Annotated in this window: 19 protein-coding genes; 11 read left to right on the forward strand and 8 right to left on the reverse strand. The window is 59.5% G+C overall.

All coding sequences use genetic code 11. The features are described from left to right. Positions 1-76 precede the first annotated feature (76 nt). Entirely contained in the window at positions 77-1,948 is a 1,872-nt protein-coding gene (locus IP76_RS06500) for a methyl-accepting chemotaxis protein (protein WP_054157335.1), read from the reverse strand. 371 nt (positions 1,949-2,319) lie between these two features. On the opposite strand from IP76_RS06500, the gene IP76_RS06505 reads away from it, so the two are divergent. Then, positions 2,320-4,509, forward strand: coding sequence for an anthranilate synthase (locus IP76_RS06505; RefSeq protein ID WP_054157336.1), 2,190 nt, complete (start codon positions 2,320-2,322; stop codon positions 4,507-4,509). A 33-nt stretch (positions 4,510-4,542) separates the two neighbouring features. On the opposite strand, the gene IP76_RS06510 is transcribed toward IP76_RS06505, so the two are convergent. The 3 genes from IP76_RS06510 to IP76_RS06520 are packed head-to-tail and all read right to left on the reverse strand — an operon-like array spanning position 4,543 to position 5,613. Beyond that, complete coding sequence (locus IP76_RS06510; RefSeq protein WP_156318484.1) at positions 4,543-5,046, reverse strand: hypothetical protein; 504 nt, start codon at positions 5,044-5,046, stop codon at positions 4,543-4,545. Then, positions 5,043-5,357, reverse strand: coding sequence for a HigA family addiction module antitoxin (locus tag IP76_RS06515; protein WP_054157338.1), 315 nt, complete (start codon positions 5,355-5,357; stop codon positions 5,043-5,045). The genes IP76_RS06510 and IP76_RS06515 overlap by 4 nt, the downstream gene beginning before the upstream one ends. After that, positions 5,329-5,613 carry a type II toxin-antitoxin system RelE/ParE family toxin gene (locus IP76_RS06520; protein WP_054157339.1) on the reverse strand — a complete coding sequence of 95 codons (285 nt, stop codon included), beginning with the start codon at positions 5,611-5,613 and terminating at the stop codon, positions 5,329-5,331. Before IP76_RS06520 ends, IP76_RS06515 begins: the two co-directional genes overlap by 29 nt. Here IP76_RS06520 and IP76_RS06525 point away from each other — a divergent pair. From IP76_RS06525 to IP76_RS06540, 5 genes are all read left to right on the forward strand, one after another. Further along, on the forward strand, positions 5,612-5,986 hold the full coding sequence (locus IP76_RS06525) for a CopG family ribbon-helix-helix protein (protein ID WP_054157340.1): 375 nt from the start codon (positions 5,612-5,614) through the stop codon (positions 5,984-5,986). The genes IP76_RS06520 and IP76_RS06525 overlap by 2 nt on opposite strands. A gap of 5 nt (positions 5,987-5,991) precedes the next feature. Further along, complete coding sequence (locus IP76_RS23080; RefSeq protein WP_156318485.1) at positions 5,992-6,231, forward strand: hypothetical protein; 240 nt, start codon at positions 5,992-5,994, stop codon at positions 6,229-6,231. A 231-nt stretch (positions 6,232-6,462) separates the two neighbouring features. Next, the gene (locus tag IP76_RS06530) at positions 6,463-7,365 is read left to right on the forward strand and encodes a cation diffusion facilitator family transporter (protein WP_054157341.1); all 903 of its coding nucleotides are present in this window, start codon (positions 6,463-6,465) and stop codon (positions 7,363-7,365) included. Between the two features lie 11 nt (positions 7,366-7,376). Then, positions 7,377-7,841: a preQ(1) synthase gene (gene queF / locus IP76_RS06535; protein WP_054157425.1), complete on the forward strand. Its 465-nt coding sequence runs from the start codon at positions 7,377-7,379 to the stop codon at positions 7,839-7,841. A gap of 77 nt (positions 7,842-7,918) precedes the next feature. After that, entirely contained in the window at positions 7,919-8,269 is a 351-nt protein-coding gene (locus tag IP76_RS06540; protein WP_054157342.1) for a hypothetical protein, read from the forward strand. 46 nt (positions 8,270-8,315) lie between these two features. On the opposite strand, the gene IP76_RS06545 is transcribed toward IP76_RS06540, so the two are convergent. The 3 genes from IP76_RS06545 to IP76_RS06555 form a co-directional block, all read right to left on the reverse strand. Next, positions 8,316-9,071 carry an amino acid ABC transporter ATP-binding protein gene (locus IP76_RS06545; RefSeq protein WP_054157343.1) on the reverse strand — a complete coding sequence of 252 codons (756 nt, stop codon included), beginning with the start codon at positions 9,069-9,071 and terminating at the stop codon, positions 8,316-8,318. Beyond that, a complete protein-coding gene (locus tag IP76_RS06550) occupies positions 9,068-9,748 on the reverse strand; it encodes an amino acid ABC transporter permease (RefSeq protein ID WP_054157344.1) in 681 nt (226 codons plus the stop codon). Before IP76_RS06550 ends, IP76_RS06545 begins: the two co-directional genes overlap by 4 nt. Positions 9,749-9,919: 171 nt before the next feature. Next, positions 9,920-10,693, reverse strand: coding sequence for an amino acid ABC transporter substrate-binding protein (locus IP76_RS06555; RefSeq protein WP_054157345.1), 774 nt, complete (start codon positions 10,691-10,693; stop codon positions 9,920-9,922). 719 nt (positions 10,694-11,412) lie between these two features. On the opposite strand from IP76_RS06555, the gene IP76_RS06560 reads away from it, so the two are divergent. Together IP76_RS06560 and IP76_RS06565 are read left to right on the forward strand one after the other, a co-directional pair. Further along, the gene (locus IP76_RS06560; RefSeq protein WP_156318486.1) at positions 11,413-12,387 is read left to right on the forward strand and encodes a hypothetical protein; all 975 of its coding nucleotides are present in this window, start codon (positions 11,413-11,415) and stop codon (positions 12,385-12,387) included. A gap of 90 nt (positions 12,388-12,477) precedes the next feature. Beyond that, positions 12,478-13,536 carry a hypothetical protein gene (locus IP76_RS06565; protein ID WP_054157347.1) on the forward strand — a complete coding sequence of 353 codons (1,059 nt, stop codon included), beginning with the start codon at positions 12,478-12,480 and terminating at the stop codon, positions 13,534-13,536. 6 nt (positions 13,537-13,542) lie between these two features. Here the strand turns inward: IP76_RS06565 and IP76_RS06570 are convergent, their stop codons facing one another. Continuing rightward, positions 13,543-13,959, reverse strand: a complete 417-nt coding sequence (locus IP76_RS06570) for a hypothetical protein (RefSeq protein ID WP_156318487.1) — start codon at positions 13,957-13,959, stop codon at positions 13,543-13,545. 244 nt (positions 13,960-14,203) lie between these two features. Here IP76_RS06570 and IP76_RS06575 point away from each other — a divergent pair, with 244 nt between their 5' ends. The 3 genes from IP76_RS06575 (at position 14,204) to IP76_RS06585 (ending at position 17,253) form a co-directional block, all read left to right on the forward strand. After that, positions 14,204-14,539, forward strand: coding sequence for a hypothetical protein (locus tag IP76_RS06575; RefSeq protein ID WP_054157349.1), 336 nt, complete (start codon positions 14,204-14,206; stop codon positions 14,537-14,539). Between the two features lie 11 nt (positions 14,540-14,550). After that, on the forward strand, positions 14,551-15,636 hold the full coding sequence (locus tag IP76_RS06580; protein WP_054157350.1) for a CsgG/HfaB family protein: 1,086 nt from the start codon (positions 14,551-14,553) through the stop codon (positions 15,634-15,636). Positions 15,637-15,792: 156 nt separating this feature from the next. Continuing rightward, the gene (locus IP76_RS06585) at positions 15,793-17,253 is read left to right on the forward strand and encodes a YdiU family protein (protein WP_054157351.1); all 1,461 of its coding nucleotides are present in this window, start codon (positions 15,793-15,795) and stop codon (positions 17,251-17,253) included. Positions 17,254-17,349 lie beyond the last annotated feature (96 nt).

Below are 17,349 nucleotides of genomic sequence, written 5' to 3' on the forward strand. Positions count from 1 at the left end.
CCCAAGAGGAACGGATGAATGCAGTTTTAGTTCGGTCGTGGTGTGGCGTAGGTGAGGGCGATCCGTATGTCCAGCGTCAACCGGCACGCAATCGGGCGACCTGCGGATTGCTGTTATCCCTCTCTGTTTGTGTCACCGCATCAACCCGGTCTCGAACTTTGTGGCGGCGGTTGAAGACAAACTGACCAACCAGGCGGACGAGCTCGCGCACTTCATCGCCGAGTGCATGGGTGGCGGCGGAGGTTTCTTCGACCATGCCGGCATTCTGTTGGGTCAGCTGATCCATCTGGTTCACCGCGACATTGATTTCGGCAATTCCTGCCGATTGTTCGATGGCCGCTGCGGTTACCGCCTCGATATCCTCGTTTATCGCCTGGATGCTGGCTTCAATGGCGCGTAGGGCCGTGCCGGTATCGTTGACCAGTGTTACGCCCACTGACACCTCGCGCGTTGATTGATCGATCAAGGCGCTGATCTCGCGCGCGGCATTGGCGGAGCGTTGCGCGAGGTCCCGGACTTCCTGTGCAACGACTGCGAAGCCCTTCCCGGCATCTCCGGCACGGGCCGCCTCGACGCCGGCGTTCAGCGCCAGAAGATTGGTCTGGAAGGCAATCTGGTCGATCACGTCGGTGATGCTGGCAATGCTCGCCGACGCCGCCTCGATGCGTCGCATGGCCTCGACGGCATCATGCACCACATGGGTCGACTTCTCGACATTGACCTTGGCTTCACGCGTCATGTTGCGCGTGCCGGTCAGGCGGCTTGAGGAGGCTCGAATGGTGCCGGAGACTTCTTCGAGGGCAGCGGCTGTCTCCTCAAGGGCTGCAGCTTGCTGCTCGGTGCGCTTTGCCAGTTGGTCGGATGCCTGTTGCAAGGCATTCGAACTGTTGTCGATCTCGTTCGACTTGTCGAGGACCAGGCCCATGGTGTCCTGGAACACGGCGAGCGATTTATTGAAATCATGGCGAAGCTGTTCGAATTCTGGCTGGAAGGGCTCATCCAGCGTGTAACGGATGTTGAACTTCGACAGGCGTTCGAGACCGGCGCCGAGGTCGTCGACGACCTTCTGCAGGCTGCGGGACTGGTGTTCCTGTTCGCTCAGGCGGGCTGCCCGATCACGTTCGATGTGCTGCTGCTGGCGGCGGTTGTCGTTTTCAATTTTGATCTTGTCGATGCCCGCCTGTCGGAAGACCGCCACCGAACGGGCCATGTCGCCCACTTCGTCCTTGCGCGCGGTGAAGGGCACATCTGCATCGAGCGCGCCGCTTGCCAGTGTCTTCATCTGGGCCGACAGGGCCTCGAGCGGGGTGATGGCAAGACGTCGGAAAACCAGAAGTCCACCGATCAATGCAAGGATCGCTGAGGACGCGGCGGCAAGAGCGATCTTTGAATAGAGGCTGATTGTCTGACGTGCATGGGCTTCGCTTTGCGAGAGAAATGCCGTTGCCGCCTTCACCAGATCCTGCACGGCGGCCTTCTGGGTCTGAAATTGTGCACGCAGTGTGGTGATGGCGAGCAGGCGCGCGGCGGCGTCGCCGCTTGCCAGTGCCGGTAGATAGGCGCTGTCCATGGTGTTCCAGAAGGCGTCGCTCGCAGTGCCGACCTCTCCCGTGATCAGGGTCTTCAATTCGGCCGGAAGGTCAGTATCGCGCCAGACCTGCATGCGCTCTTCGTACTGCGTCCGCAAGCTGCGGATCTGTTCGGTATTTTCGCTGGCGAGCTTCGCATCCAGCGCCGTTTCGCTGGCCAAAAGATAGGCCTCGACCAGGAACATCGGTGGAGGCAGGATGTCGGCGACGAGGTCCTTGCCGTGGATGATCTCAACATATTCCGGTCCCTCGATCTTCACCGTCTTCAAGGTGTAAGCCATCACGGCAAGGGCTGTGAGAAATGCCGTGGCCACAAAAAGACCGAAGGCGAAAAGTCCGCGCGAAAGTGTCAGTTGCATGAAAACTCTCCGATCCTCACTAGGGTCGCACGGCCCCGCTTTCCGGTTGCGCGCATTTTTCCCTATATCGGCATAGGTTTGTTAGATATTACTTAATTACAATAATCTAAATTGATGGTCTGTAATGCCTTGCGCCAGCCCGAGGGCGGGGCGGAAATCGTGCTTGCGCGTTGCGCCGCATCGGGCTATCACATCGCCCATGAAGATCGTATCGAAGACCTTTGCTTGGTGGTGGGCACGCTAACGCGGCCTTGACCAGTCATGTCTTCAGAGGATTGACCCCAAAGCCGCCCGGAAACTTTCCTGAGGCGGCTTTTTCGTATTCAAGGCCCGCTCATCAGGCGGGCCTCGAAGAATGGAGAAGGACAGACATGTCGACGATTTTGCAGGAAGACGGTTCGGAAGCCTATCAGACGCGCGGCGGCGTGACCGTTTCACGCAAGCGGCGGCCGACTTCCTATGCCGATGCGATTTCGACCTATGTCGACAAACTCGACGAGCGGCGTGGCGCGGTCTTCTCCTCCAACTATGAATATCCCGGCCGCTATACCCGCTGGGATACGGCCATCGTCGATCCGCCGCTCGGCATTTCCTCCTTCGGCCGCAAGGTCTGGATCGAGGCGTATAACGGTCGTGGCGAAGCGCTGCTTTCGATGATCGCCGACCGGCTTTCGAGTGTCGAGGATCTGGCGCTCGGGGACCGCAGCGCGACTCGCCTCGACCTCGATGTGAAGCCGCCATCCCGCGTGTTCACCGAGGAAGAACGCTCCAAGATCCCGACCGTGTTCACGGTGCTGCGCGCCGTCACCGATCTGTTCTATTCCGAGGAAGACGCGGCCATCGGCCTGTTCGGCGCCTTCGGCTACGATCTCGCCTTCCAGTTCGACGCCATCGACCTCAAGCTGACCCGCCCCGATGATCAGCGTGACATGGTGCTTTTCCTGCCGGACGAGATCCTGGTCGTCGACCACTATTCCGCCAAGGCCTGGATCGACCGCTACGATTTCACCAAGGGCGATGCGACGACAATCGGACAGGCGCAGGAGATCGCGCCTGAACCGTTCCAGCATACCGACACGATCCCGCCCCGTGGGGATCATCGGCCTGGCGAATATGCCGAGCTGGTGGTGAAGGCCAAGGAAAGCTTCCGCAAGGGTGACCTGTTCGAGGTGGTGCCCGGCCAGAAGTTCATGGAGCGCTGCGATTCGAAGCCGTCGCAGATTTCCAAGCGGCTGAAGGAAATCAATCCGTCGCCCTATTCCTTCTTCATCAATCTCGGCCACCAGGAATATCTCGTCGGTGCCTCGCCGGAGATGTTCGTCCGGGTCAATGGCCGGCGCATCGAAACCTGCCCGATCTCGGGCACGATCAAGCGTGGCGCCGACCCGATCGAGGATTCGGCGCAGATCCTGAAGCTCCTCAACTCCAAGAAGGATGAGAGCGAGCTCACCATGTGCTCGGATGTTGACCGCAACGACAAGTCCCGCGTCTGCGAGCCGGGCTCGGTCAAGGTCATCGGTCGCCGCCAGATCGAGATGTATTCGCGCCTTATCCATACGGTCGACCACATCGAAGGCCGCCTACGCGACGGCATGGACGCCTTTGACGGCTTCCTGTCTCACGCCTGGGCCGTCACCGTGACCGGTGCACCGAAACTCTGGGCCATGCGCTTTATTGAGAAGCATGAGAAGAGCCCGCGCGCCTGGTATGGCGGCGCCGTCGGCATGGTCGGCTTCAATGGCGACATGAACACGGGGCTGACGCTGCGCACCGTGCGCATCAAGGATGGCATTGCCGAAGTCCGCGCCGGAGCGACACTGTTGAACGACAGCGACCCGCAGGAAGAAGAAGCCGAAACCGAACTGAAGGCCTCCGCCATGATTGCAGCGATCCGCGACGCCAAGAGCGGCAACGATGCCTCCTCGCATCGCGGGGTGGCCCGGGTGGGTGAGGGGATCAACATCCTGCTCGTCGACCACGAAGACAGTTTTGTCCACACGCTGGCCAACTATTTCCGCCAGACGGGTGCGACGGTAAACACGGTGCGCACGCCGGTGCCTGAAGAGATTTTTGACCGCCTCAATCCCGATCTCGTCGTCCTTTCGCCCGGTCCCGGCTCGCCGACGGATTTCGACTGCAAGGCGACGATCAAGAAGGCGCGGGCCCGTAATCTGCCGATCTTCGGCGTCTGCCTCGGCCTGCAGGCGCTGGCCGAAGCCTATGGCGGCGAGCTGCGCCAGCTGGCCGTCCCGATGCATGGCAAGCCGTCACGCATCCGCGTGCTCGAACCCGGCCTCGTCTTCTCAGGGCTCGGCAAGGAAGTGACCGTCGGTCGCTACCACTCGATCTTCGCCGATCCGGCGACGCTGCATCGTGATTTCATCATCACGGCTGAAAGCGAAGACGGCACGATCATGGGCATCGAGCATACGAAGGAGCCAGTTGCCGCCGTGCAGTTCCACCCGGAATCGATCATGACGCTGGGCGGCGATGCCGGCATGCGCATGATCGAGAATGTCGTGGCGCATCTGGCAAAACGGGCGAAGGTGAAGGCGGCGTAAGGGGTGAGGGCGGGGCGCTTCGGCGCCCCGAGATTATTGGAAAAGGCTCCAGACGCTGCCAGCGGATATCAGTGCGGTTCCGATTAGGTAGAGGGTTCGGAAGATCCATTGGTTGAGCCGCTCGCTCAGTGTATTGCCCTTGGACGATTGGATGCTCCAGCCCTGTAATGCCAGAGTTGCCCACATAAGAATTGTCGTGCCCACTACGACGATCCCGATGGCGAACTCTAATTGTGGACCAATACCTGCGCCGAGAAGGCTGCCTATGGCAAATCCGGCTCCCATCGCGACAAGTCCCCAAATCAGCGATTGGCAAAGCCCCCTTCTGATCGAGTGCAACCGACTTCCATCATGGGCGGAGGTCGCTGCTGCATTGAGTTTTGCGTTGTCAGCCTCTTCCTCGCTTATGAATGCTTGAGGTGCGAATAGGGCTAGCCAGAACAGTCTAGCTTTCTGGAAGAATGTTAAAGGCGTACCGGTGTAAGACAATTTTGAGTGAACCTCGCTTCTTTGACACTCATCTACGGTTCTCGTCACGCAGCCCTCGGCTCGATCCGCCTCAATTCGTCTTCGATCTCGCGCCGCCGCTGCATCAGGTCGTAATCGGCCTGCAATCCCAGGAAGAAGCCTTCGGATACCTGGAAGTAGCGGGACAGCCGCAGGTCGGTGTCTGCCGTCAGTGAGCGTTTGCCGAGCACGATTTCGTTGATCCTGCGGGGTGGGACATTGACGGCACGGGCCAGTGCATTCTGGCTCAACCCCATGGGCTTCAGGAAATCCTCCAGCAGGATGTCTCCCGGGTGCGGGTTGGGGAGCAGGTCAGTCATGGTAGTCGACGATCCCGACATTGCTTGGTCCTCCATCATGCCAGTTGAAGCAAATGCGCCATTGGTCGTTGATCCGTATGCTGTGCTGGCCGAGCCTGTCACCTTTCAAGGCTTCCAGCCGATTGCCTGGCGGAACGCGGAGGTCCTGCAGGATCCGCGCGTTGTTGATCAAACGGAGTTTTCTCAGCGCAACAGCCTGAATGTCCGAAGGAAGCTTGCGGCTTCGCTGACCGGACCAGATGCGCTCTGTTTCTTCATCCGCAAAGCTTTGGATCATGATCAACCATAACGCAATGCGTTATAAGCTGCAAATTGATGTTTCGACCGCGTTTGACACTCTCGCCGCGATGTCTCATCTTTTGACGCAGGCTGAACCGGAACTTGATCCAATGAACAAAACCGTTCTGACCACCGAAATCGATGCCGGACTCAATCAGGCGCTGGAAGAAATCGCGCGTTTCGACAACCGAACCGCTTCCGATCTCGCTGATCAGGCGATCCGCAATCTGGTTGAAGAGCGCGTGGCAACTCGCGAGCTTTTGCACCACGGTCTTCGGCTGGTTGATGCAGGAGACGTTAAAGCTGTCGACAGCGGCGAGGTTCATGACTGGCTGCTGACCGATCAGGACGATTTTCCGGTAGCGCGCTGAAGGGCATGCGTCTCCGCTACCTGCCGACTGCCGAACCCGGCCTTCGATGGATGCGCAGTTACTACAAAAGCCATCCACAACTCGACATCGCTGCCGTGTCTGCGGCTTTGAGGACGGCGGAACGGACCATCATTGCCCATCCGGACAGTGCCGCGTGTTTCGAGGATTTCGAACGCGTCAAGGAGTATCATATTCGAGGCACACCCTTGCGCATCTCTAGACTGTCACGTCTGATCAGATCCTGATCATCGACGTTCGCGATACTCGCGGACAGCGCAGCGCAGACGTCCTTCGAAAATTCCTCGCTGGCATCTGAAGGTCATCGCCCCCTGTGCATCCCCAATCCCCCGTCTTGACCTTTCCTCAACCCTCCGGCATTACCCTGCCCATCGCACCGAACCGCCCGCTTTGCCGGGCGGTTTCGTCGTTTTTGGAATTGCGTCTGCAATTCACTCGCATCTGCAGGGAATAAGGCCATGGTGGCTCGGCAAGACAATCTGGTACAGCGGCTGGCCCTCTGGGGCATTCCGCTCGCCTTCGGCGTGATGGGGCTGAAGCTTCTTGCCTGGTGGGTCACAGGCTCGGTCGCGCTTCTGTCCGACGGTCTGGAATCGACCGTCAACGTGATTGCGGCCTTCATCGCCTACTTCGTCATTCGCTATGCGCAAAAGCCCGCCGATGACGATCACCCTTACGGCCATCACAAGGCGGAATATCTGTCCGCGGTTCTGGAAGGCGTGCTGATTGTTGTTGCCGCACTCCTCATTATCCGTGAGGCGATCCCGGCACTGAGTGCGCCTGCCTTGCCGGATGCTCCCTATCTCGGCCTTGCCATCAATGCGCTCGCTGCCGTGGTCAACGCGGCCTGGGCGGCCCTTCTGATCAGGGTCGGCCGCAGCCATCGCTCGCCGGCACTCTTGGCAGATGGGCACCACATCATGTCGGATGTTGTGACCTCCGGTGGCGTGTTGGTCGGCCTCGTTCTGGTGCTTGTCACCGGCTATGCCATCCTCGATCCGGTGCTCGCCATTCTGGTGGCGCTCAACATCATCTGGCAGGGCTGGAAGGTGATTTCGCATTCCGTCGACGGGCTGATGGACAAGGCGGTCGAGCCGGAAGAATTTGCCGCGATCAAGAAGGCGATTGCCGAGAATGCCGAAGGCTCGCTTGGCGTCCACTATCTGCGCACCCGTCGCGGTGGTGCCGCCACCTTTGCCGCCTTCGACCTGGTGGTGCCGTCGACGATGACGGTGCGCGATGCGCATGTGATCTGCGATCGGCTGGAAATGGCCGTGCACAATGCCGTACCCGGCACCCGGGTGACCATCCATGTCGAGCCGGAAAATGAAATGGCGCATGGCGCCGCTGTCGAGATCTGAAGGAGCCGATGATGAGCAAAACAGACACATCTGGGCTGACCCAGCTTGGCCAGGCCGTGGAGGCCCCCACCAGTCCGGAAGCCGCGGTCCTTGAGCGCGTGCCGAATGGCAATGCCGGCACGGATTATGTCGTGCGCTTCACAGCCCCCGAATTCACCTCGCTCTGCCCGATGACCGGCCAGCCGGATTTCGCCCATATCGTCATCGATTACATCCCGGGCGACTGGCTGGTGGAATCGAAATCGTTGAAGCTCTTCCTCTTTGCCTTCCGCAATCACGGCGCATTCCACGAGGATTGCTCGGTCTACATCGCCAAGCGCATCGTCGATCTTCTCGATCCCAAGTGGCTGCGCATCGGCGCCTATTGGTATCCGCGCGGCGGCATTCCGATCGATGTCTTCTGGCAGACCGGCGAGCCGCCGAAGGGTGTGTGGCTGCCGGAGCAGGGGGTCGCGACCTATCGCGGGCGCGGGTAAGCGCACCGCCGCTGCGTGACAGGCCTCAATCTCTGCGTTAGCATTTTGCTGGTTTCACACGTCCGCGGAGTGCGCAGATGCCGATATTCGTCGCCGTCTATACCATGGAGCCCGAGGCCCTGATTGCCTTTCGCAAGATGCCGAAAGCCGATCAGGAGGCGATCGATGCCGAGGGCCTGTCGCAGTGGGAAGACTGGGAGAAGCGCAATGCCGGCTTCCTGAGAAGCCCAAGTGTGATGGTCGGCAAGACGACGCGGATCACCCGCGAGGGGATTGGGCCCGGCCAGAACACGTTCTGCGGTTATGTGCTCGTCGAAGCCGAGACGGCGGAAGAGGCGGCCCGCCTCTTCGCTGACCATCCGCATATTGGCATCTTTCCCGGTGACGGTGTCGACATCATGCCTGTTGTCACCGGACCGCCGGACTGACATGCGGCGACCGTTTGCAGACGAGAAAACGCCGATCTCGCCGCTCTTAAACTGTCTGGGCCGCGCTGATTGAGGATACGAAGCGCTTCGTGCGCTCGCGCTGCGGATCGCGGAAGATCTGCTCGGCATTGCCGGTCTCCACGATCTGCCCGGCTTCGAGGAACACCACCTGATGAGCGATCTTCGAGGCGAGACGCAGGTCGTGGGTGGCAATCACCATGGTCGTGCCCTCGCTTGCCAACTGGCTCAGCACGTCGACCACTTCGCCGGCCAGTTCCGGATCAAGCGCCGAGGTCGGCTCGTCGCAGAGCAGCACCTTGGGCGAGGGGGCGAGCGCCCGGGCAATCGCCACGCGCTGCTGCTGGCCGCCGGAAAGTTCGGCCGGCCAGGCGTCTGCCTTGTGCGCCATGCCGACCTTGGTCAGTAGTTCGATGGCGCGGATCTTGGCTTTCTCACGCGGCCACTTCTGCACCGTGATCAGGCCTTCGATGACATTCTCGATTGCCGTGCGATGCGGGAAGAGCTGGAAATTCTGGAAGACCATGCCGGTCTCGCAGCGGACCTTCTGGATCTCGGCAAAGGCAACCTTGCGACCGGGCTGAAACTCGATCCTCGCATCGCCAATCTGCACGGCACCCGAGGTCGGCTGCTCCAGCAGGTTGATCGAGCGCAGCAGCGTGCTTTTTCCCCCGCCGGAGGGGCCGACGAGCGCCGTTACGCTGCCTTCCGGCGCGGTGAGTGAGATATCGTTGAGGATGGTCGCCTCGCCGAAGCGCTTGATGATGTGGGAAAGCGTGATCATCTGTTGGCCTCCAGCATGCCGCCATAACGGCCGAAACGGGTCTCCAGCCGCGCCTGCAGGTTGGAGAGCACGGAGCTCAGCGCGAGATAGATCAGCGCTGCCTCGATATAGAGGATCAGCGGTTCATAGGTGGTGGCGACAATGCGCTGCGCCGACTGGAAGAGTTCCGGCACGGTGATGGCGGCGGCGAGCGACGTGTCCTTGACCAGCGAAATGAAGGTGTTCGACAATGGCGGCACGGCAACGCGGGCGGCCTGCGGCAGGATGGTGCGGATCATCGCCTGGCGCCAGCTCATGCCGGTTGAATAGGCCGCCTCCCACTGACCCTTCGGCACGGAAGAGATCGCCGCGCGGATGATCTCGGAGGTGTAGGCGCCGACATTGAGCGTGAAGCCGATCAGGGCTGCGGGGAAGGCATCGAGCAGGATGCCAATGCTCGGCAGGCCATAGAAGATGACGAAAAGCTGTACCAGGAGCGGCGTGCCGCGGATGACCCAGACATAGAAGCGTGCCACCAGCACCAGCGGCTTCGGGCCGAAGAGCCGCGCCACCGCCGTTGCAAGCCCAAGCGTAATGCCGAAAGCGAAGGCGAGAATGGTCAGCGGAATGGTGAACTTCACGCCAGCCCAGAGCAGGGTCGGCAGCGAGTCGAGCATGAGTTGAAGCCAGTGCGGCATGGACGTGTCCTTGGGAGCGCGGACGGAAACGGAAGACAGCAGAGGCGGGAGGGGCCTCTGCTGTGATCTCACTTATAGACCTATGAAGGGATAGGCGACAGGCAAGGCGGCTGCCCTCGAAATTCGTGTACAGCCGCCCTTGCCATCTCCCTTTTCGAGGGAGGATGAGCCTTACTTCGAGACGTCCTGGCCGAAATACTTGTCAGCGATCACCTTGTAGGTGCCGTCGGCCTTGATGTCCGTCAGCGCCTGGTTGATCGCGGCCACCAGTTCGGCGTCGCCCTTGCGAACGATGATGCCGGAAGCATCGGCCTCTGCCTTTTCAGCGGCGATCTTCACCGGGGCGTCGGGCTTCTGCTTCTTGAAGTCGAGGAAGGACAGGCTGTCATTGATGGTCGCATCGGCGCGGCCGGTCAGCACCAGCTGGATCGACTGGTCGAAACCGTCAGTGCCAACCAGTTGGGCACCCGCAGCTTCCGCGATCTTGCCGAAGTTGCTGGACAGCGACTGCGCCGACGTCTTGCCCTTCAAGTCTTCAAAGCTCTTGATGTCTTCATTGCCTTCCTTGACCACCAGAACCGCCTTGGAGACGATGTAGGGGTCGGAGAAATCATACTTCTGCTTGCGCGCTTCGGTGATGCCGACCTGATTGATGACGGCGTCATAGCGGTTGGCGTCGAGACCGGCGATCAGGCCATCCCATTTGCCTTCGACGAATTCGGCCTTCACGCCAAGCTTGGCTGCAACCGCTTCGCCAATTTCGACATCGAAACCAACCAGCTTGTTGTCTGCATCATGGAAGGTGAAGGGCGCATAGGTGCCTTCAGTGCCGATCTTGATCACGCCGGCGGCCTTGATCTGGTCGAGGTTCTCGCCAGCCATGGCCGGGGCGAGGGCCAGGGTCTGCAGGGCTGCCGCTGTTGCGAGTGTTTTGAGCCAGTTCATCGGTCTTCCTTTCGTATCGCTTTCGGATGCTCTTCATTTCGCAGAAAGTAGGTGCGGATGGAGGAGAGAAAAGAGCGAATAAAATGGGCAAATGAGAATATTTTGCTCATTCCGCTGCGGGCTCTTCCGGCAAGGCTCTGCGCGTTACCGCGCAATGCGCAGTTGCGGCAGGCTCACCCGCGTGTTTTTCAGCCCTGCATCTGGCGGTCGATGCGACCTGTCCTGCGTGAGGCGAGTCGAGCGAATTTATCACGCCATTTTTGGGGGATTTTTCGCTGCGAGTCGGGTTGCTGCGCCGCAATTCCTGCCAACCGCCTGACTCGTCAAGGAAATTTTTGCGATGTTTCACCTCATTTGTCATCCTTAAGAACATGTTAATTCGCGGTAGACCGCGAGTGCAATCTGTGATTATACTTCATCTCAAGTGCGGATGGCGCCCGTCAATAAATATAGAACCATAATAATGGTGCCTTTTGTAACTTATAGCAATGTCATTCTCATCTATGTTGAGTCTCCGGTTCGTATTGTCCGGTGAGCGTTCGAGTTTTGTTATCAAAACAGTTCGGAGGGGTCTGAAAGGATCTTTTGACCGAATGAAAGTTCTGGCGAATTGTTTCGCTGGAAGAGCTGCTCTGCGTCTTCAATCAAGCCAATCTGACTACGAGGCGGGTTTGGATGAGGATTGATGTCGGAGCGACAGGTAAACAGAGGAGATAATCATGAAAACTATTCTCGCAGCATCTCTCGTCGCGCTCATGTCGTCATCGGCGGCGCTCGCCGAGAGTGCGGATATCTTGCAGCTGGTCGGTGGTGTCCAGGAGGCTCTGAACGAAATCGATGACGTCACATCGGCGGTCGGAGTCACTCAGGAGGCCGTCAATGCGGCCAATCTGGTGTCGCTGGTTGATGCTGGTGGGCTGGATGAGATCGCGCAGGGCTCGTGGCTCGAGCAGGACGCGGAGAACAGCATTGACTCCGGCGGAAGCTATATCTGGTGGAGTTGGCATCCCGACTATGCGGTGATCAAGGACGTTACTCAGAGCGCCACCAATGTGGCCAATTCCGTATCGCTCGGCACCGATGTGGTCGACGCTCCGGAAGGGGCTCTGTACCTTGATGAGATCAAGCAGGGAGCCTTCGTCGATCAATATGCGACGAACGATATCGAGACTGCCTATACGGTTGAGGACGTCAGTCAGTCCGCCGTGAATGCTGCCAATCTGATCTCCGTCGATGTTGCAACCAGTGAGCTCAAGGATATCGTCCAGTTCGCTGTGGGTGACCAGGATGCCTATAATACCATCGTGTTCAAGAAATCCATCGATGGCAATGCGACGGAAGTCGTGGGTGAGGCAACTGTTGTGATCCCGTCGACACAGAGTGCCACCAACGTGGTCAACAGCGTGAGCGTCCAAAGTGTCAGCAAGACGTTGGCCCAGTTCTCGGCTGTCGAGCAAGACGCGAAGAATGTCGCCGATTCCGTCGGTTCCAACTCCAATGTCTGGGACTTCAATCAAACGGCTGTGAATGCCACCAATCTTGTGTCGATTGGTGCGATCAACGACACCCTCGACATCAGTCAGGTCGCCTTTGCCTCGCAGGAAGCAAGCAACTTGCTTGATGCCAATGGCACGGTCGAGCAGGTGGTGCAGAGCGCAACCAATGTTGCCAACTCGATTGGCAGTCTGGATTGATCCAGTGCCGGCCAGGCCGACGCGTCGGCCTGGCCTTTCTCTCCGTGTTGTGAATGAAACCCGGCTTATCAAGAGCCGTGGAGGTATGTCATGGGCATGAACCTGCGAGTTGCCGTCGCCGTGGCCGGGGCTGTTACGGTCGTCGTGCCCGGGCTTCGCGCGGCAGAGCCGGTGCAATCGGTGTCTTCGCAGGAGGAGCCGGCACAGATCGTGCAGCAGGTCGTCGGTCGGCAGGAGGCTCGACAGGTGATCGGGTGGACGGATGTCAAGCTGGCAAAGACGGCGCGGCAGGTCGCGAGCAATGCCGGCAACATCGTCGAAGTCGAGGCCCGTCCGCTGGACAGTGTGTCGCAAACCTTTGACGGCCAGCAGTTCTCCATCAATGATATCGTGCTCAATGCTGTCTCGGCACTCGAAGGCATCGAGCAGGAGGCCAGCAATACGGCGAATGCCGTGGTCGGCGGCACGGTCGGCCGCGTCGAACAGAATTTCGTCGATGGCGCCTCGCAGCATGCCTTCAATACGCTTTCCCTGCCGGAACTTGCCGGCACCATCCGGCAATCGGGCATCAATACGATCAACCTGATCCATTCGAAGGAATCTGTGGCGATCAGCTCGCAGAACTTCGCCGAACAAGCCGAGCAGGTGATCGAGAACCGGCTGACGGTGACCGGTGTCGGCGGAGGTGGGGCAATCGTTCAGGAGGGTACCAATATCGGCAATGTCATCGTTGCCGGTAAGGTCACTGAGGTTGTTCGCGATTTCGCCGGAGACCAGATCATCAACAATGTGGTGACGGTGCAGGAGGGCGCGGATTGGGGTTCGATCAGCCAGGGCGGCACCAATATTGCCAATTACATCGAGGCTGAAAGTATTGGAACGCTTTCCCAGACTTCGACCGGCCGTCAGTTTGTGACAAATCAGGTCGAACTGGTGACGCTTGCGGGTCTGACGGAGCAGTTGACGACACCCGGGATCGAGCAGCGGTCTTCGAATTATGTCAATGTTATCGTGCTGAAGGCCCCCGCAGTCGATGACGTGCCGGCAACGATCGATGTGTCGCAGACTGGGGACTACGAACAATCGGTGAGTGGTGCCAGTGGCGGCGCGACACAGCAGACCGGCAACTCGGTGTCGATCGATCGATGACTGCTATCAATAGCCCGAGCATGCGGGGTCCGGACACCATTGCGGGAAGTCGATCCAGGGAGCATCCGGCCATTGTGCCGGTTTTTCTGTCATGTATAACTCTGCGGCCTTCATGTATTTTTGATGCTGCTTCGTCAGTTTTTCGGAGCATATATAAGCCGCATGCTGTTTCAGTAGTTTTCCAATACTGTCTCGCGCCTGATCGTCAACGGGTGTTGGGACAGGCTGTTTCAGTGATGTGAAGTAGGCGTCTATGCCGGCGGTTAAACGCATTGGAGAGCCTTGTACATAGGGTTCGCAGGTCGCACTTACGCGTTTCAGGTCGACCATGGCGCGGACGAAATCCTCCACCGGATTGGCGTATGCGCTCGCGGAAGAAAATCCTATAATTATTGTTGATGACAAATATAAATATATGCGCATGTCATCCACCTATACATTGTTTGATTTTAAAAATTTTGCTTCATTTTCCGTCCTTTGTCCAGCTACGTCATTGTGTCTTCATGGTCGACATTTTTGTGTTGTGAATACGCAACGAATTGCGCTGCATTCGCAACCGATATTGAAAGTAGGGAATTTTTTCGCTGTATCCTTAGTTTTTTAGTGATATTCCTCGCTGGAAGTATTTACGAATGCCGGGCGCATTCAAGGAGCAGTGGAGGGTGTCATGGGTGGTTTTCGACAGATCGCATTTCCAGTCGTTCTTGCCGTTGTCGTGCCGTGCAGCGCGTCGGCCAATGGTCTCGGAGACGATCGGCCCTACCAGTTTCGCTCTGCCAATGAACGCCAGGTTCTTCTCAATCTCGAGCGCACGCGCCTTGAGTTGCAGGGCCGTTTCAATACGGGCGTCGGTTCTGCGGCCGGGCTTGGCACGCAACAGACCGGCAATTCGACCACGATCAACGTCACCGGCTCGAACAACGACATCACGGTGACGCAGGATCATAATGGCGACCAGACGATCGATCAGAACAACAGCAATAATTCCATCCTGAACAATTAAGGAGACCAGAGATGATCTCCGGTAAATCGCGTCTTGTTTTTGCGGCGTCCCTGCTTCTGCTCGCCTCGTGCCAATCGCAAGTGGCCGAAAAGGCACCCAAGCCGGCCTTTCTCGGCCCTGTGCCGATCGCCACCCGCACGCCGGTCGATGCCGCGCTCGAATGCCTGGCAAAGACGCCGGAAGTGCAGAAATATCCCCGCATCTTCGCCGTCCATGTGATCACCGACCAGACCGGCCGCTATTCGTCGGAAGAGGCGGGCAATTATCTGCCGCGCGATAGCGCCGGCATGATGATTTCGCTTCTGCAAAAGGCCGGCGTGAAGCAGGTCAACCGGTCGAACACCGCCGTCTCTGAATGGGAAATTGCCAGGGCGCGGGAGCAGATCCTCGGTGATGGCGGCAATGTTGTTGTCGGCGGCGAAAGCCTGCCGTTCCGCCCGCTGGTCAAGGGGGGCTTGCGCGGCTCCGACTATGTGATCGACGGTGTCATCACCCAGCTCGACTTCAACAGTTATTCGGGCGGCGCCGAAGCCTCGATTGGTGGTGCCGGTATCGGCGCGCGCCGTTTTGCCGTCACAGCGGCCGTCGACATCCGCGTCACGGACACCACGTCGACGCGCATCATCCGGGCGAAATCCTATTCGAAACAAGCGGTTGGCCGTGAAGTCTTCGCATCCGTGTTTCGCTTCTTCTCCGATGAGCTGTTCGATATCAAGATCGGTGACAAGTCGCAGGAAGGGTTGCAGGCGGCCATTCGCTGGGTGCTCGCCGATGCTGCCTATGACATGGTCAAGGAGCTGTCGGGCCACAAGGGCGCCTGCGATGCTCTTCTGCCGAAGGCCTCGCAAGACGATCGCGCCCTCCAGATGCCCAATCCGGCGGTGAGCCAGGTCTCAAGCCGGCTGCCGGGGCCGGTCGCAAGCTATGTACCGGCCGCTGCATCTCCGGCATTGCCCGCGCCAGTGCCGGTCCAGGCGCAAAGTCCAGTGCCGGTTCCTCCGGCGGCTCCTGCACCCGGTCAGGGCTCGGCGCCGCTCTATGGGGATCTGCCCGGGGTGGTGCTTGTGCCGATGCCCGGCGAGGTGCCTGGCGATTGAGGGCAGGCCGTTTGCGCGCGAAGGGGGCGGTCGGTGTTGGATTGCTCGCTTGTGTGCCGATCCGTCACCCCGGCCTTTTCGCCTTGTCGCAGGGGCGTCCATCCCTATATTCGGCCAGAGATCATGTAGCCCCATGGCTGGGCGGGGAGTTGCCTCTTGTTTTCCTTCGACAACAGCTATGCGCGCCTGCCGCAGGTCTTTCATCGTCCGGCAAAGCCCGCAGCGGCGGCAAGGCCGAAGCTGATCCGGTTCAATCCGGCGCTTGCGGCGGAACTCGGGCTTGACCTTGCCGGGGTGGATGATGCGCGGCTCGCGCAGGTGTTTTCCGGCCAGGTGATCCCGCTTGGGGCCGAGCCGATCGCGCAGGCCTATGCGGGGCATCAGTTCGGCCATTTCAATCCGCAGCTGGGCGATGGACGGGCGCTGATGCTTGGCGAAGTCCTGGATCTGCAGGGGCGTCGTCGCGATATCCAGCTGAAGGGGGCTGGCCCGACGGCTTTTTCGCGCAATGGCGATGGGCGTGCAGCGCTTGGCCCGGTGCTGCGCGAGTATATGCTGTCGGAAGCCTTTGCGGCCCTTGGGGTGCCTGCGACCCGGGCGCTTGCGGCGGTTGCGACCGGTGAGGCGGTGATGCGGGAAACCATGCTTCCGGGTGCGGTTCTGACCCGCGTCGCCGCAAGCCATATCCGTGTCGGGACCTTCCAGTTCTTCGCGGCCGAGGGTAATGACGAAGCCGTCAGGACGCTTGCCGATCACGTGATTGCGCGGCACTATCCACATGTGGCAACGGCCGAGAAGCCTTATCTTGCCATGCTTCATGCCATTGCCGAGGCGCAGTCCAAGCTGATTGCGCGGTGGCTGTCGATCGGCTTCATCCATGGCGTGATGAACACCGACAACATGGCAGTGTCAGGCGAGACGATCGATTTCGGCCCTTGCGCCTTTCTCGACGAATACGATCCCCGGAAGGTGTTTTCCTCGATCGATCAGCGCGGACGTTATGCCTATGGCAACCAGCCGGGAATCGGGCAGTGGAACATTGCAAGGCTTGCCGAATGCCTGCTGCCGCTCATCGATGAGAATGAGGAGCAGGCCGTCGAGGCGGCCAATGGCGTCCTTGCCGCCTTCGGTGAGATCTTCCAGGCAGAGTGGCTGTCGCTGTTCCGCGCCAAGCTTGGCCTTGATGGCGAGGCGGCGGATGATCGCCAGCTGGTCTCCGATTTCCTTGAGCTGATGCATCAGGGGGAAGCCGATTTCACGCTGACTTTCCGTGCTCTTGGCAAGCTTGCCGGCGGTACGGCAGATGATGTCCTGCTTGGCCAGTTCAAGGCGCCGGTCGATCTGTCGTCCTGGCTCGCCCGCTGGCGGTCTCGCATCGACGATGGCCGCGTGCCGGCCACGAGACAGGGGGCGATGGATGCAGTCAATCCGGCCCTCATTCCGCGCAATCATCGGATCGAGGAGGCCATTGCGGCCGCCGTCTATAACGACTTCTCCTTCTTTCATCGGTTGGTCGATGCCTTGTCCGATCCCTATCGGGAGTTGCCGGATGCCGAGGATCTGCGCTTGCCGCCAACGCCCGAGCAGCGCGTCACGCGGACTTTTTGCGGCACCTGAGGCAAGCGCTGGGACGAGCCTTGCCGCACGGATTGTGCGTTGCGCTAAAAATTTGCGTATTATCAGGTCCTTTTGGCAAGTGTCTGATTTTGCTCG

This window comes from Rhizobium sp. AAP43, from assembly GCF_001296045.1.
Classification (GTDB): Bacteria; Pseudomonadota; Alphaproteobacteria; order Rhizobiales; family Rhizobiaceae; genus Allorhizobium.

What these genes read in the sequence shown, in the direction of transcription:
- IP76_RS06555 (WP_054157345.1), bottom strand. Translation starts at nt 10,693, where the DNA reads ATGAACTGGCTCAAAACACTCGCAACAGCGGCAGCCCTGCAGACCCTG.
- IP76_RS06530 (WP_054157341.1), top strand. Translation starts at nt 6,463, where the DNA reads ATGGTGGCTCGGCAAGACAATCTGGTACAGCGGCTGGCCCTCTGGGGC.
- IP76_RS06550 (WP_054157344.1), bottom strand. Translation starts at nt 9,748, where the DNA reads ATGCCGCACTGGCTTCAACTCATGCTCGACTCGCTGCCGACCCTGCTC.
- IP76_RS06500 (WP_054157335.1), bottom strand. Translation starts at nt 1,948, where the DNA reads ATGCAACTGACACTTTCGCGCGGACTTTTCGCCTTCGGTCTTTTTGTG.
- IP76_RS23080 (WP_156318485.1), top strand. Translation starts at nt 5,992, where the DNA reads ATGCGTCTCCGCTACCTGCCGACTGCCGAACCCGGCCTTCGATGGATG.
- IP76_RS06540 (WP_054157342.1), top strand. Translation starts at nt 7,919, where the DNA reads ATGCCGATATTCGTCGCCGTCTATACCATGGAGCCCGAGGCCCTGATT.
- IP76_RS06515 (WP_054157338.1), bottom strand. Translation starts at nt 5,357, where the DNA reads ATGTCGGGATCGTCGACTACCATGACTGACCTGCTCCCCAACCCGCAC.
- IP76_RS06505 (WP_054157336.1), top strand. Translation starts at nt 2,320, where the DNA reads ATGTCGACGATTTTGCAGGAAGACGGTTCGGAAGCCTATCAGACGCGC.
- IP76_RS06520 (WP_054157339.1), bottom strand. Translation starts at nt 5,613, where the DNA reads ATGATCCAAAGCTTTGCGGATGAAGAAACAGAGCGCATCTGGTCCGGT.
- IP76_RS06525 (WP_054157340.1), top strand. Translation starts at nt 5,612, where the DNA reads ATGATCAACCATAACGCAATGCGTTATAAGCTGCAAATTGATGTTTCG.
- IP76_RS06575 (WP_054157349.1), top strand. Translation starts at nt 14,204, where the DNA reads ATGGGTGGTTTTCGACAGATCGCATTTCCAGTCGTTCTTGCCGTTGTC.
- IP76_RS06565 (WP_054157347.1), top strand. Translation starts at nt 12,478, where the DNA reads ATGGGCATGAACCTGCGAGTTGCCGTCGCCGTGGCCGGGGCTGTTACG.
- IP76_RS06580 (WP_054157350.1), top strand. Translation starts at nt 14,551, where the DNA reads ATGATCTCCGGTAAATCGCGTCTTGTTTTTGCGGCGTCCCTGCTTCTG.
- queF (WP_054157425.1), top strand. Translation starts at nt 7,377, where the DNA reads ATGAGCAAAACAGACACATCTGGGCTGACCCAGCTTGGCCAGGCCGTG.
- IP76_RS06560 (WP_156318486.1), top strand. Translation starts at nt 11,413, where the DNA reads ATGAAAACTATTCTCGCAGCATCTCTCGTCGCGCTCATGTCGTCATCG.
- IP76_RS06570 (WP_156318487.1), bottom strand. Translation starts at nt 13,959, where the DNA reads ATGCGCATATATTTATATTTGTCATCAACAATAATTATAGGATTTTCT.
- IP76_RS06545 (WP_054157343.1), bottom strand. Translation starts at nt 9,071, where the DNA reads ATGATCACGCTTTCCCACATCATCAAGCGCTTCGGCGAGGCGACCATC.